The organism is Lentzea roselyniae (assembly GCF_039537795.1).
GTDB lineage: Bacteria > Actinomycetota > Actinomycetes > Mycobacteriales > Pseudonocardiaceae > Lentzea > Lentzea atacamensis.
This window is the reverse complement of sequence record NZ_BAABBE010000014.1, coordinates 42979-55580: the sequence shown is the minus strand read 5'-3', so window position 1 is coordinate 55580 and position 12602 is coordinate 42979. Positions and strand designations below refer to the sequence as shown.

Sequence of the window (12602 nt, the reverse complement as noted above, 5' to 3'; positions counted from 1 at the left end):
ACAGCGACAAAACGAGGTATTACTAGTAAATGGCGACCTCTGTTACTGAGACCGAACGCAAGTACGAGGCACCATCGGACGCGAGCCTGCCGGACCTCACCGAGATCACCGGCGTAGCGACCGGCCCGGAGGAGTTCGACCTGGAAGCCACGTACTTCGACACCGACGACTACCGCCTGGCGCGCGCGGGTGTGACCCTCCGCCGCCGCGTGGGCGGCGACGACGAAGGCTGGCACCTCAAACTCCCCGCAGGCGAAGACTCCCGCCAGGAAGTCCGAGTCCCCCTCGGCCGAGCCGTGAAACAGCCCCCGAAGGACCTCTCCTCCCTGGTCCGCGCCCACACCCGAGGCTCGGACCTGACCCCGGTCGCCGAAATCCGCACCAACCGCCGCCGCTGGCAACTGACCAACGGCAACGGCCAGCTCCTCGCCGAGGTGGTCGACGACGTGGTCACCGCCCAAACCATGGGCTCCTCGACCACCACCACCTCCTGGCGCGAGATCGAGGTGGAACTGGGCGAAGGAGGCGACCGCGAACTCCTCGACACCGTCGAGCGCCACCTGGGCGACGCAGGCATCCACCCGTCCTCCTCAAAATCCAAGCTCTCCCAGGTGATCGGCGTAAAACGAGACGCCATCCCCACCATCGGCAAAAAATCCACAGCAGGCGACGTGGTCCTCGCCTACCTCCACGAACAACGCGCCGCCCTGCAAAACCAGGACCCCCGAGTCCGCCGCAACGAGGACGACGCCGTCCACCAGATGCGCGTAGCCACCCGCCGCATGCGCTCAGCCCTCCAAGCCTTCGGCAAAATCGTCGACCGCGAAGCCACCCGCTCACTGACCGACGAACTCAAGTGGCTGGCCGGAGTCCTCGGCACCTCCCGAGACCTGGAAGTCCTGCGCGCACGCTTCGAAGACGGCCTCCACGCCCTCCCACCCGAACTCGTACTGGGCGACGTGGCCGCCCGCCTGACCCGCCACTTCGCCCCGCTGGAAGCCAAGGCGCACAAGGACTCCGTAGCGGCCCTGGACGGCGAGCGCTACTTCACCCTGCTCAACTCGATCGACGCCCTGCTCGCCTCTCCCCCTCTGACCAAACTCGCATCCGGCAAGGCGAAGGACGTCCTCCCCAAACTCGTGGAGAAGTCCCGCCACCGCCTGGATGTCCGAGTAGAGGCAGCCCTGGCGGCCAACAACAACGACGAGCCCCTGCACGAGGCCCGCAAAGCCGCCAAACGCCTCCGCTACTCGGCAGAGGTCGCCGAGCCCGCACTCGGCAAGCACGCCAAGGCTTTGCGGAAGCGGGCAAAGGACGTGCAAACACTCCTAGGCGACCACCAGGACTCGGTGGTGGCGCGCCCCGTCCTCCTCGATCTGGGCCGTGGCGACGAGAACGGCTTCACCTTCGGCCTCCTGTACGGCCAAGAGGTAGAGCTGGCCCACAAGACGGAAGCAGCACTCCCAGCACTGTGGCGCAAGCTGAGCAAGGAACACCTCTAGCAACATCTCGCGACGGCGAAGCCGAGCAAAGGCGACGGCGAAGCCGAGCTGCCGTTAGCAACGCGGGCCGCCGTGGGGTGGGTCCCGTCACGAGTCGTGCCCGATCGCTGGCCGCGCCCAGGGAGGGGTGTGGCTCGCTCCGGCGCGGCTCGTGACGGGACCCACCTCACGCAAACGCAACCACCTACGGACACGAAACCGGAACCCGCCAACGCAACCGGGGGGACGACCTACGGACAGAGCGCGCACAACCCAAACCCCCATTGGTCTAAACCTTGACACCCATCCCACCGCCTGAAACCGTGACCCCAACGCCGCCACCGAGGTCCCCCCGTGCCTGGAGGATTGGCGTGAAATCGAGAAAACTGCGGGCAGCCCTGACAGCGCTGACAATCGCCACCGCAGGAGTCCTGGTGACCGACCCAGCAGACGCGGCCCCAGCGGCAGCATCAATGCGCGAGGCAGCATCAACCAGCGAGGCAGCCGCATCCCGCAAGGCAGCAACCTCGCTACAAGAACTGGTCCCCCACCCGGCCCAACTCCAGCCCCGCCCAGACATCACCTTCACCCTGACGCCGAACGCCAAGATCCAGCTGACCTCGGACACAGCCCGAAAACCAGCCGAACTGCTGGCAGGGATCCTCCGCAAGTCAACAGGATTCCCCCTCGCGATCACCACAGGCGTACAGGGCGAAGGCATAGTCCTGCTGCCAGGCGCCGACCCGAAAACCGGCCAAGAGGGCTACCAGCTGGACGTGACCCCGAACCAGGTGGTCATCCGAGCCAACACCACAGCCGGCCACTTCAACGGCATCGCCACCCTCCGCCAGCTCCTGCCCCCGAAGGCGGAGGCGAAGACCAAGCAGCCAGGCCCGTGGCAAGTCCCCGGCGCGAGCATCCTCGACCACCCGAGGTACCACCACCGAGGCACCATGCTCGACGTGAGCCGCCACTTCTTCACCCCGGACCAGGTGAAACGCTACATGGACCAAGCAGCGGCCTTCAAAATCAACTACTTCCACCTCCACCTGTCGGACGACCAGGGCTGGCGCCTGGAGATCAAGAGCTGGCCGGACCTGACCAAGATCGGCGGCAGCACTGAGGTGGGCGGCCGCAAGGGCCGGCTCTACTACACCCAGGACCAGTACAAGGACCTGGTCGCGTACGCGGCGAACCGCGGCATCACCGTGATCCCGGAGTTCGACATGCCGGGCCACACCAACGCGGCACAGGCGAGTTACGCCGAACTGAACTGCGACGGCAAGAAGCGCCCGCTCTACACCGGCACCGAGGTGGGCTTCTCGTCCCTCTGCATCAGCAAGGAGATCACGTACAAGTTCATCGAGGACGTGGTCAGGGAGGTCTCCGCGATCACCCCGGGCCCGTACTTCCACATCGGCGGTGACGAGGCCCTCTCGACTCCGGACGCCGACTACGTCAAGTTCATGAACCGCGTCCTGCCCATCGTGAAGAAGTACGGCAAGACCACGATCGGCTGGCACGAGTTCATCAAGACCACCAAGGACACCGCGGTGATCCCGCAGTTCTGGGGCACGACGACGTCCAACGCCGACGTGGCCGCGGCGGCCCAGCGCGGCAACAAAGTCCTGATGTCGCCGGCGAACCGGATCTACCTCGACATGAAGTACAACAAGGACACCAAGCTCGGGCTGAACTGGGCGGGCTACGTCGAGGTGAAGGACGCCTACAGCTGGAACCCAGGCGCGTACCTCACCGGCGTGTCCGAGGCGTCCGTCCGCGGCGTGGAAGCTCCACTGTGGACGGAGACCATCCGGACGAGCGCCGACATCGAGCAGATGGCGTTCCCGCGCCTCCCGGTGGCCGCCGAGCTCGGCTGGGCACCGGCGAGCGTGCACAACTGGGACCGGTTCGCGCCACGGCTGGGCGCGCAGGCACCCCGCTGGAAGATCCAGGGCATCAACTACTACGCGAGCACCCAGGTGCCGTGGAAGAAGTAGCCCCTAGAAGTAGCCCTGCGCACGGTCGGAGTAGCTGACCAGCAGGTGCTTCACGCGGCGGTACTCGGCGAGCGCCGCGGTGTTCGCCGGGTACGCGTAGTAGTTGTTGACCCACACCCGCTCGGCGTTGAGCTCCTGGCCGACGTTGTGCGCCAGCGCCACGTCGCGCGACCAGACGCCGGCGCCGAGCTGGGCGGTGGTCTCGTTGGCGATCTTCACCGCGTCGTCGCGGTCGTCGAACCTCGTGACCGAGACGATCGGGCCGAGCACCTCGTCGGCGAACACGGCGGAACGGTGGTCGCCCTCGAAGATCGTGGGCTGGACGTAGTGGCCGGAAGCCTCGCCCCCGGTCACCAGCCGCGCGCCCTCGGCCTTGCCGCGCTCGATGTAGGCGAGCACGCGATCGCGCTGCGCCAGGCTCACGACGGCGCCGACCATGGTGTCCGTGTCGAGCGGGTCGCCCGAGCGGAGCTGCTGCGTGCGCTGGGTCGCGAGGTGCAGCAGTTCCTCGTAGATCGCGGTCTGGATCAAAGCGCGGGACGGGGCCGTGGAGATCTCGCCCTGGTTGGCCGCGAACATCGCGAAGCCTTCGAGGGCCTTGTCCAGGAAGCCGTCGCGTTGCGCGGTGACGTCGGAGAAGAAGATGTTGGGGCAGCGGCCGGCCCGGACCGGGTGATCCTCGGACCCGGTGACCACGTTCACCACACCGGGCGGCAGCAGGTCCGCGATCACGCCGAGCAGCACGTGGATCGACGCCGGCGTCTGCAGCGCGGGCTCCAGCACCACGGCGTTGCCGGCGGCCAGCGCGGGGGCGAGCACCCGGCCCGCGCCCATCAGCGGGAACGTCCACGAGAGCCGTTCGTGCACCACGCCGAGCGGCTGGAACGAGCGGTAGTCGCAGGTATCGCGGCCGAGCTGCTCGACCTCGCCGACCTCGGTGCGGATGACGGCGGCGAACTGGCGGAACTGCTCGATCAGCATCGGGGCGTCGGCGACCAGGGCCTCGCGCACCGGCTTGCCGTTGTCCCACGTCTCGGCGACCGCGAGCTCGGTGGCGTGCTCCTCCACCCGGTCCGCGATCTCGCACAGAACCGTGGCGCGCTCTCGTGCCGTGGTCCTCCCCCACGCACGTGCGGCGCCGCTGGCGGAGTGCAGGGCACGTGCCCTGTCGGCGTCGGTACCGCGTGCGACCTCGGTGAAGACCTCACCGGTCACCGGCGTGATGTTCTCGACGTACTCACCGGAGACGGGCGGCACGTAGTCGCCGCCGATGAAGTGGTCGTACCTCTGCCGGTACGCGACCACGCTGCCGGGCTGCCCCGGCGCCGCGTACTGCGTCATTCTCGACTCCCGCTGAGTGGCTCGGGTGGTGAAAATGAGAAACTAGGCAGCAGAACGTTGCATGCTCGTTGCAAGCCGTGGATGGATCAGTGGCCCACGACCCCGGGCAACACGCACTGTTGCTGAGTCGCGTAAGAGATGCCGTGTTGAGTGGTACTCGCACGGCGGATTCGCCACGCTCAGTGATTTCCGCGTCGTGGCAACGGTCACTCGCCGCCAACGTGGATCCGGACCTGCACACCGCCCCCACGGTCTTCGCCGCCGACGAACTTCCCGACCTGCGCGAACGGCATCCGCTGCACCCCAGCCTGCCGGTGCTGCGCGAGACCCTGCTCGGCTTCGCGCACGAAGCCAGGCACATCATGATCGTCGCGGACGCCCAGGGCCACATCCTGTGGTGCGAGGGCTCCCACGACACCCGCCTGAGCGCGGAGGACGTCGGCCTCGCGGAAGGAACGTGCTGGTCGGAGGACGCGGCCGGGACGAACGGCATGGGCACCGCGCTCGCGACGAACGCACCGGTCACGGTCCACTCCGCCGAGCACCTCGTGCGGACCTATCACCACTGGACGTGCGCGGCGAGCCCGGTCCACGACCCCGACACCGGCAGGACGATCGGCGTCGTCGACCTCAGCGGCCCTATCGAGACGGTCCATCCGTCGATGGTGGCGCTGGTGTCCGCGTCGGCCCGCCTCGCCGAGTCGGGGATGCTCGCCAGGATGCACGCTCAGGACGAGGAGCTGCGGGCACGCAACATGCGGCACCTGATCGCGTTGCGCGGCGAGCCCGGCGCGCTGCTCAGCCCGACCGGCAGGGTCGTCGCGGTCGAGCCGTACGGGCTGCTGCCGTCGCGCGTCGACGTCTCCAGCGATCGGGTGCGGCTGCCGGACGGCCGGGAGGCGGTGCTGGAACCCCTCGCCCGCGGCTATCTGCTGCGCATGCCCCGGCAACGGCACGTGCGCAGGTCGGTGCTGTCGCTGTCGTTCCTGCTCCCGGAGCCGAAGGTCGTGCTGGACGGGCGCGAAGTGCCGATCTCGCTGCGGCACGCGGAGATCCTGTGCGCGCTGGCGTTGGACGGCAGGCTCTCGGCCGACCAGCTGGCGCTGCGGCTCTACGGCGAGCGCGGCAACCCGACGACGGTGCGCGCCGAACTGCACCGGCTGCGCGCCCAGCTCGGCACCGACGTGCTGGCGACCAGGCCGTACCGGCTGACGGCGGACGTCGAGGCCGACTTCCTGGCCGTGCGAGCCGCGCTGGACGACGGTGACGTACCACTGGCCGCCTCCCGGTATCGAGGCTCCCTGCTGCGCCGCTCCGAGGCACCCGTCGTGCTGGCCGAGCGGGACGACCTGGCGTCCGGCGTGCGCAAGGCGGTCCTGTCGCGCGGGGACGCGAACGCGCTGTGGACGTTCACCCAGACCGACTCCGGCGAGCACGACGTCGAGGCGCTGGAACAGCTGGTCAGGCTGCTACCCAGAGACGACGTGCGGCTCGCGATCGCCACCGCGCGGCTGAGGAGACTCAGTCAGGACGATTGACAAGAGCCTCAGCAACTGAATATCTTCCCAACTAAGAGACTTTAGTGGGGAGACTTTCATGCGCGTAATCATCATCGGGGCGGGGACCGGTGGCCTGTGCCTGGCGCACGGGTTGAAGAAGGCCGGCGTCGACGTGGCGCTGTTCGAACGCGACCGCACGCCGCGCAGCATGCTGATCGGCTTCCGGGTCGGGATCAGCCCGGACGGCAGCAAAGCGCTGCACAGCTGCTTGCCTCCGGAGGTGTTCGCCGAGTTCGTCCGCACGACGGCCAGGCCGGTCCGCCGGATCAACATGCGCACCTAGAAGTACGGCGAGCTCCTCGTCGCCGACCTGCCGCCCGCGGTGGACGAGACCCGCAGCGAGAAGTCCGTCAGCCGGATCGCGATGCGGACCGCGCTGCTCAACGGGCTGGAGGACGTCGTCCGGTTCGACAAGACCTTCACGCACTACCGCCACAACGACGACGGCACGGTCACGGCGTTCTTCGCCGACGGCACGTCCGAGACCGGTGACGTGCTCGTGGGCGCGGACGGCGCGCAGTCGAAGGTCCGCAAGCAGCGCCTGCCGGACGCGAAGGTGGTCGACACCGGCATCACGTCGATCGCGGGCAAGCTGAAGATGACGCCGGAGACACTCGCGTTGCTCCCACCGGACGGCGACGAGGCCGTCACGCTGCTCTACGGGCCGAAGGGCGCGTTCGTGATCCTCCACGTGATGCACTTCGACAACGGAGGTGCCGAGGACGACTACATCATGTGGGGCTTCTCCGCAGCCCACGACAAGTTCCCCGACCTGCGCGGGATGACCCGGGACCAGCTCAAACAGGTCGTGCTGGACCTGACCCCGAACTATCACCCGAACCTGCGCGAGCTCTTCCGCCGCGCGGATCCGGAGACCGTGTTCGAGATCCGCATCCGCACCTCGGAGAAGCTGCCGCCGTGGCGGGCGAGCAACGTCACGATGATCGGCGACTCCGTCCACCTCATGACACCCGGACGCGGCATCGGCGCGAACACCGCGCTGCGGGACGCGGAGTTGTTGTGCCGCAAGCTCGTCGAGGCGCACCACGGCAAGGACCTGGTCGAGGCCGTCTCCGAGTACGAGCGGGAGATGGTCGAGTACGGGTTCGAGGCGGTGCTCGCCTCACGCGAGCAGATGGACGGGCGTGGCGCGATCCACAAGCCGGTGATCGGCCGGGTCGTGCTGGCATGTTTCCGCACGTTCCTGCGGGTCACGAACGCGCTGCCACCGCTGAAGCACCGCATGATGGCGAGGGACATGGCCGATCGTGATCACGTAGATTCAGCCCATGAGGTGGTTCGCGCCCGGTGAGGTGATCGTGCGGCGGGAGGTGCTGCACGGCAAGGTCTGGTCCGAGATGCCGACCAGGGTGGTCGTCGACGAACCGGGCCTGCTCGCGGTGTTCGTGGAGCCGGGCACCCGGCTCACCTACCCCGACCACCACCACCCGCACCCGTGGGACAAGCCCGAGCGCGGGTTCTGGCGAGGGCACGGCAAACTCATGCTGCACCGGCCGGAGGACGCCTACTCCGTCGACCTGTTCTGGAAGGGCGACGACCGGGTCTTCGGCAACTACTACCTGAACCTGCAGGCTCCCTACCGCCGCACCGAGGACGGGTTCGAGACGCTCGACCACGCGCTGGACTACACGATGGCGCCGGACGGCACGTGGGAGCAGCGCGACCTCGACGAGTTCGAGGAGCAGGTGACGTCCGGCAAGTACTCCGCCCAGGAGGCCGAGGCGATCAGGGCGGAGGGCCAGAAGATCGAGAAGATGCTGGCCTCCGGCGAGATCTGGTGGGACACGGCCTGGGCGGACTGGCACCCTCGCGCGGAGTGGCGGTGAAGGTTCGACCGCTCACGTTCGACACGCTCGTCGCCGAGATCGTCTCCCGCATCAGCGCGATGGACGGCCGGGTGCGGGTGCTCATCGACGGGGCTCCCGCGGCTGAACCGGGCAAGCTCGCCGACGCGGTCGTGGAACCGTTGCGCGCCTTGGGCCGTGCGGTGCAGCGGGTGTCCACTGAGGACTTCCTGCGACCGGCGTCGGTGCGGCTGGAACACGGCCGCACCGACCCGTACTCGTACCGGCACGACTGGTTCGACTTCAACGGCCTGCAGCGCGAAGTCCTCGATCCCGCACTCGACGGCAAAGTGCTGCCGTCGCTGTGGAACGCGGCCACCGACCGGGCCAGCCGCGCCGAGTATGTGGACCTGCCGGAGAACGGTGTGGTGCTCATCGACGGCACGCTGCTGCTCGACCGCTGGCTGCCGGCCGAGCTGACCGTGCACCTGTGGCTCTCCGCCGGCGCGCTCAACCGCAAGACCGCCGCACTCAAACCGGACGAGGAATGGACGCTGCCGGCGTTCGACGACTACGAGCCGGTGGCGGACCTGTTCGTGCGCTACGACCACCCGGATCGACCGGGTCTGGTCGAGTCGTGAACCTCACCTCCTCCTGCGGACATGGACGGGGCAGATGAGGAGGGTCCGTGACCGACGAAGAACTCTGGGGGCAAGTCCGGGCCGGCGTGAGCGAGGCGTTCGGGCTGCTGTTCGAACGCCATGCCCAGGCCGTGTTCGCCTACTGCCTGCGCCGCACCGGCACGTGGGCCGTTGCCGAGGACCTGGTGTCCGTGGTGTTCATGGAGACCTGGCGCAAACGCACGTCCGTGACGGTCGAGGGGTCTCTGCTGCCATGGCTGTACACCGTCGCACTCGGTGTCACTCGCAATCACCAACGCGCTCGCACGCGGCACAAGGCCGCGCTCGGGAAGGTTCCGCGGCACGACGCGGACGACGACCACGCTGACGATGTGGCACGGCGGGTGGACGCCGAGACCAGGACCAGGGCGGTGATCGCCGAGCTGGAGAAGCTACCCGCCGGGGACCGGGAGGTGCTGGAGATGGCCGCGTGGTCGGACCTGAGTCAGGCGCAGATCGCCGAGGTGCTCGGCATCCCGGTCGGCACGGTGAAGTCCCGACTCGCTCGCGCGCAACGCACCGTGCGTGGCGCCTTGGTTGAGGAGGCACTGTGATCACGCCCGAGATCCCGCAGCTGGACCCGCTGCGCCTTCAGATCCGCAAGCACGCACTGCTGAACGAGATCAGCTCGAAGCCGTCCCGCCGGTGGTGGCGCTTCACGGTGCCCGCGACGGCTCTCGTGGCCGCCGTCGCCGTGACGCTGGTGCTGTGGACCCCGACGAACCAGGACGCCTACGCGTCGTGGACCGCTGAACCGAGGGCACCCGGCGACCTGGCACCCGTGCTCGCGGACTGCACGAAGACGCTCGACCACCACGACGCGCAGGGCGAGGGGAATCGGCCCAACTGGCCGGCCCCCCGTGAGGTGTCGGTCGTCGACCAGCGCGGAGACCTGACGATGGTGCTGTTCACCGGTCCACAGTCCGAGATGCTGTGCCTGCGGACGCCGAAAGGTGTGGCGATGAGCGGACATGGGAACGCCACGGGCCGCGAGCCGCTCGGCGACAGGCTGTTCGCCGACTTCGCCGGGCAAATGGGCATGACGGACGTGAACACCCGCAACAGCATGAGCGTCCTGACCGGCCGGGTGAGCCCGAAGGTCGGCAAGGTGGTCATCGGCACGGAGGACGGGCTGGAGGTGACCGCGACCGTCGGCAACGGCTGGGTCGTGGCGTGGTGGCCGAGCTTGGGCAAGCCGAAACACGTCAGGCTTTATGACGAAGCAGGCGGCGTTCTGCAGACCTCCCCGATTCCCGTTCGCGTTCGGTAGTCTGCAAGGCATGTGGCGGCCGGAGACCAAGAACCGCGCGCTGTTGATGCTCGCGGTCTTCCTGCCTGCCCTCTACGCCTTCACGTTCTTCTCCTCGCCGACCGAGGTCGCCGCGGCCGTGACCGCGCTCGCCCTCGCGTTGATCGTGGTCGTCGCGCTGGTGCCCCAGCTGATTTCACAGGCGGTGGCGCCAGCGCGGTCGCTCTCGATCCGGGAGCGAGCACAACGATCAGCACAACTGCGGCTGCGCGACCCCGACGCCGCTGGTCGGCCCCGTCCTCGAGCACCGGGATGCCGGACGTTCTGACACGTCCCGCACTTCCCAACTCAAGACGGAGAACCAACCCTTGTTCGCTGACCTGGGCGCTGCCCTGGCGAGCTTCGGCATGCCCGCGCTCGCCATCGTGCTGTTCACGATCGTCGTCCGGCTCGCACTGCACCCGCTGTACCGCGCGGCCGTGCGCGGCGAGAAGGCCAAGGCCAAACTCGCGCCGGAGATCCAGAAGCTGCAGAAGAAGTACGGCAAGGACCTGATGCGGTTCTCGGAGGAGTCGCAGAAGGTCTACGAGAAGAACGGCGTGTCGATGTTCGCGGGCATGCTCCCGATGCTCGCGACGATCCCGTTCTTCATGGTCATCTACCAGGTCGTCACGACCCCCAACCCCCTCCTGGAGGGGACGATTTTCGGGGTTTCGCTAAGTGCTCACTTCATGAGCAGTTTCGAGTGGGTGTTCTTCGCGCTGTTCGGCCTGCTCGCGGTCGTCGCGTACGTGACCGTGCGGTGGCAGCAGTCGCGCATGACCACGACGCCCACGCCCGGCTTCATGACCGGGCTGATCAAGGTGCTGCCGTTCGGCACGATCCTGGTGGCGGCGTACCTGCCGCTGGCCGCAGGGCTGTACCTGCTCACCACGACGACGTGGACGATCGCGGAGCGGGCGCTGCTCTACCGCATCCTGAGCTGAAGCTGGGCGATGAGCCGGACGAGCGGATCGTCCAGGTCCAGGTCGATCCGCTTCAGCCGGTACCGCAACGTGTTCGGGTGCACGTGCAGCCGCTCGGCCGCGGCTCGCACGTCGCCCAAGGCGTCGAGGTAGACCAGCAACGACTTCGCGAGCTCCGGGTCGAGCGCGTCGACCCGGGGGTCGCGGATCCGGGGATTGTCCTGGAGCAGCGCGAGAATCTCGCTGACCAGGACCTGTGACCGCACATCGGCGAGCGTCGCGACTTCGGCGTCGAGATCGCGGGCCATCGCGTCGAGCACGCGCTCGGCCTCCTGCCGCGAGACCTGCGCATCGTCCAATGTGGACACTGTCGAGCCGACCGCCGCCTGAACCGACGTGTGCAGGTGTCGTCGTGCGGTTGTGACGATTTCCCGCGTCAGGTTCAGAAGTTGAGCGTTCGGGGCGAGGTCCGGCAGCAGCACGTAGGTGCGGCCGCCGGACTCGCTGACCAGTGCGCTGCGCCGGTACGCCGCCGCGTGCACGGAGATCAGGCCGGTCATCTCGGCGCGGCGGAGCTCGTGTTCGCTGCGGTCGGCGTCACCGCCGCGCAACGCGAAGACCACGACGGCGGCGGGCTTCTTCGGGTCGGCACCGATCTGGCCGGCGACCGTGGCGGCGTCCATCCGGCCGGTGAGCAGCGCGGCGAGGAGGTTCTCGCGGAACCGCGACGTCGGCTGGTTGCGTTGCTGGATGAGGTGCGGGGCGGTGACACGGGCGGCGCCGAGCAGCGCCCGTTCCGCCTGCCCGGACAGCGGCTGGTCGCCCTCCTGCACCCAGATCGTGCCCAGCGGCTGCGAGCCCGCGTGGATGCCGACGGCGATGCGGCGGCGGATGCCGAGCTCCGGGCGTTCGTCGATGCGGACGACCTCTTCCGACGACCGCAGCAGGTTGTAGACGCCCCACTCGCGCAGCATCTTCAGGTACGGCTCCGGGCCCTGGCGTCCGAGGATGGAGAGCCGGCGCAGTTCGTCGACCTCGTCGGACGAGCGGGAGTAGGCGAGCACGCGGCTCGCGGTGTCCTCGATGCTGACGATGCCGCCGGTCAGGGTCGCAATCGTTTGCGCGAGTGCGAACAGGTCGCCGAGGATCTCGCCGTCGTCGGTCGTGGTCGTGAGCACGCTCTTGGCCAGCGACTCCAGGTGTCCCCACCGAACCTCCGGGCGGACTTCCAGCAGCGCCACGCCCGCGTCGATGGCGGCCTGGTCAAGGGCGGACGAGCTCTCCTTGACCGCGACAGCCGCGGCCTTCGCCCGGCCGGCGGCCCTGATCAGCGGCAGTGCAGCCCTGCCGCGTGCGCCGATGACCAGGGCGAGGTCTCCGGCGGCGACGTCCGGCGGGTCGTCCGGATCCATGATCACGACATCGCGCACGTCGACTTCCAGGCCGTTCGGGGCGACCTGCAGTTCGACCAGTGGATCGCCCAGGGCGATCAGGAGGTGGCGGAGGCTCATGGTTGTTCGAT

At 68.3% G+C, this 12602-nt stretch carries 13 protein-coding genes; 11 read left to right on the top strand and 2 right to left on the bottom strand.

All coding sequences use genetic code 11. The features are described from left to right. The first annotated feature begins 29 nt into the window (after positions 1 to 29). Positions 30 to 1502: a CYTH and CHAD domain-containing protein gene (locus ABFX45_RS24915; protein ID WP_346132258.1), complete on the top strand. Its 1473-nt coding sequence runs from the start codon at positions 30 to 32 to the stop codon at positions 1500 to 1502. A 452-nt stretch (positions 1503 to 1954) separates the two neighbouring features. After that, a complete protein-coding gene (locus tag ABFX45_RS24910) occupies positions 1955 to 3481 on the top strand; it encodes a beta-N-acetylhexosaminidase (protein WP_109640739.1) in 1527 nt (508 codons plus the stop codon). Positions 3482 to 3484: 3 nt separating this feature from the next. Here ABFX45_RS24910 and ABFX45_RS24905 read toward each other — a convergent pair whose 3' ends face one another. Further along, complete coding sequence (locus ABFX45_RS24905; protein WP_346132254.1) at positions 3485 to 4822, bottom strand: aldehyde dehydrogenase family protein; 1338 nt, start codon at positions 4820 to 4822, stop codon at positions 3485 to 3487. Positions 4823 to 5004: 182 nt separating this feature from the next. On the opposite strand from ABFX45_RS24905, the gene ABFX45_RS24900 reads away from it, so the two are divergent. Genes ABFX45_RS24900 through ABFX45_RS24860 form a run of 9 tightly spaced genes read left to right on the top strand, consistent with a single transcriptional unit; the run spans position 5005 to position 11101 of the window. After that, positions 5005 to 6360: a GAF domain-containing protein gene (locus tag ABFX45_RS24900; protein WP_233440128.1), complete on the top strand. Its 1356-nt coding sequence runs from the start codon at positions 5005 to 5007 to the stop codon at positions 6358 to 6360. Positions 6361 to 6418: 58 nt separating this feature from the next. Continuing rightward, positions 6419 to 6664, top strand: a complete 246-nt coding sequence (locus ABFX45_RS24895; protein ID WP_346132251.1) for an FAD-dependent oxidoreductase — start codon at positions 6419 to 6421, stop codon at positions 6662 to 6664. Between the two features lie 39 nt (positions 6665 to 6703). Then, positions 6704 to 7693: an FAD-dependent oxidoreductase gene (locus tag ABFX45_RS24890; protein WP_346132249.1), complete on the top strand. Its 990-nt coding sequence runs from the start codon at positions 6704 to 6706 to the stop codon at positions 7691 to 7693. After that, positions 7671 to 8228 carry a DUF402 domain-containing protein gene (locus tag ABFX45_RS24885; protein WP_346132248.1) on the top strand — a complete coding sequence of 186 codons (558 nt, stop codon included), beginning with the start codon at positions 7671 to 7673 and terminating at the stop codon, positions 8226 to 8228. Before ABFX45_RS24890 ends, ABFX45_RS24885 begins: the two co-directional genes overlap by 23 nt. Next, complete coding sequence (locus tag ABFX45_RS24880; protein ID WP_346132246.1) at positions 8225 to 8827, top strand: nucleoside/nucleotide kinase family protein; 603 nt, start codon at positions 8225 to 8227, stop codon at positions 8825 to 8827. The genes ABFX45_RS24885 and ABFX45_RS24880 overlap by 4 nt, the downstream gene beginning before the upstream one ends. A gap of 47 nt (positions 8828 to 8874) precedes the next feature. Next, positions 8875 to 9420 (top strand): RNA polymerase sigma factor, encoded by a 546-nt coding sequence (locus tag ABFX45_RS24875; RefSeq protein WP_346132244.1) that lies wholly within the window; start codon positions 8875 to 8877, stop codon positions 9418 to 9420. Then, on the top strand, positions 9417 to 10136 hold the full coding sequence (locus ABFX45_RS24870) for a hypothetical protein (protein ID WP_346132242.1): 720 nt from the start codon (positions 9417 to 9419) through the stop codon (positions 10134 to 10136). The genes ABFX45_RS24875 and ABFX45_RS24870 overlap by 4 nt, the downstream gene beginning before the upstream one ends. Before the next feature lie 10 nt (positions 10137 to 10146). Beyond that, positions 10147 to 10443 carry a DUF6412 domain-containing protein gene (locus ABFX45_RS24865; RefSeq protein WP_109640732.1) on the top strand — a complete coding sequence of 99 codons (297 nt, stop codon included), beginning with the start codon at positions 10147 to 10149 and terminating at the stop codon, positions 10441 to 10443. Positions 10444 to 10483: 40 nt separating this feature from the next. After that, positions 10484 to 11101, top strand: a complete 618-nt coding sequence (locus tag ABFX45_RS24860; RefSeq protein ID WP_109640731.1) for a YidC/Oxa1 family membrane protein insertase — start codon at positions 10484 to 10486, stop codon at positions 11099 to 11101. On the opposite strand, the gene ABFX45_RS24855 is transcribed toward ABFX45_RS24860, so the two are convergent. Then, positions 11083 to 12591, bottom strand: coding sequence for a PucR family transcriptional regulator (locus tag ABFX45_RS24855; protein ID WP_109640730.1), 1509 nt, complete (start codon positions 12589 to 12591; stop codon positions 11083 to 11085). The two genes, ABFX45_RS24860 and ABFX45_RS24855, sit on opposite strands and share 19 nt — an antisense overlap. Positions 12592 to 12602 lie beyond the last annotated feature (11 nt).

Excerpts from the sequence above, each read along its gene's own strand:
- ABFX45_RS24865 (WP_109640732.1), top strand. The coding sequence starts at position 10,147 with ATGTGGCGGCCGGAGACCAAGAACCGCGCGCTGTTGATGCTCGCGGTC.
- ABFX45_RS24855 (WP_109640730.1), bottom strand. The coding sequence starts at position 12,591 with ATGAGCCTCCGCCACCTCCTGATCGCCCTGGGCGATCCACTGGTCGAA.
- ABFX45_RS24915 (WP_346132258.1), top strand. The coding sequence starts at position 30 with ATGGCGACCTCTGTTACTGAGACCGAACGCAAGTACGAGGCACCATCG.
- ABFX45_RS24905 (WP_346132254.1), bottom strand. The coding sequence starts at position 4,822 with ATGACGCAGTACGCGGCGCCGGGGCAGCCCGGCAGCGTGGTCGCGTAC.
- ABFX45_RS24885 (WP_346132248.1), top strand. The coding sequence starts at position 7,671 with ATGAGGTGGTTCGCGCCCGGTGAGGTGATCGTGCGGCGGGAGGTGCTG.
- ABFX45_RS24895 (WP_346132251.1), top strand. The coding sequence starts at position 6,419 with ATGCGCGTAATCATCATCGGGGCGGGGACCGGTGGCCTGTGCCTGGCG.
- ABFX45_RS24910 (WP_109640739.1), top strand. The coding sequence starts at position 1,955 with ATGCGCGAGGCAGCATCAACCAGCGAGGCAGCCGCATCCCGCAAGGCA.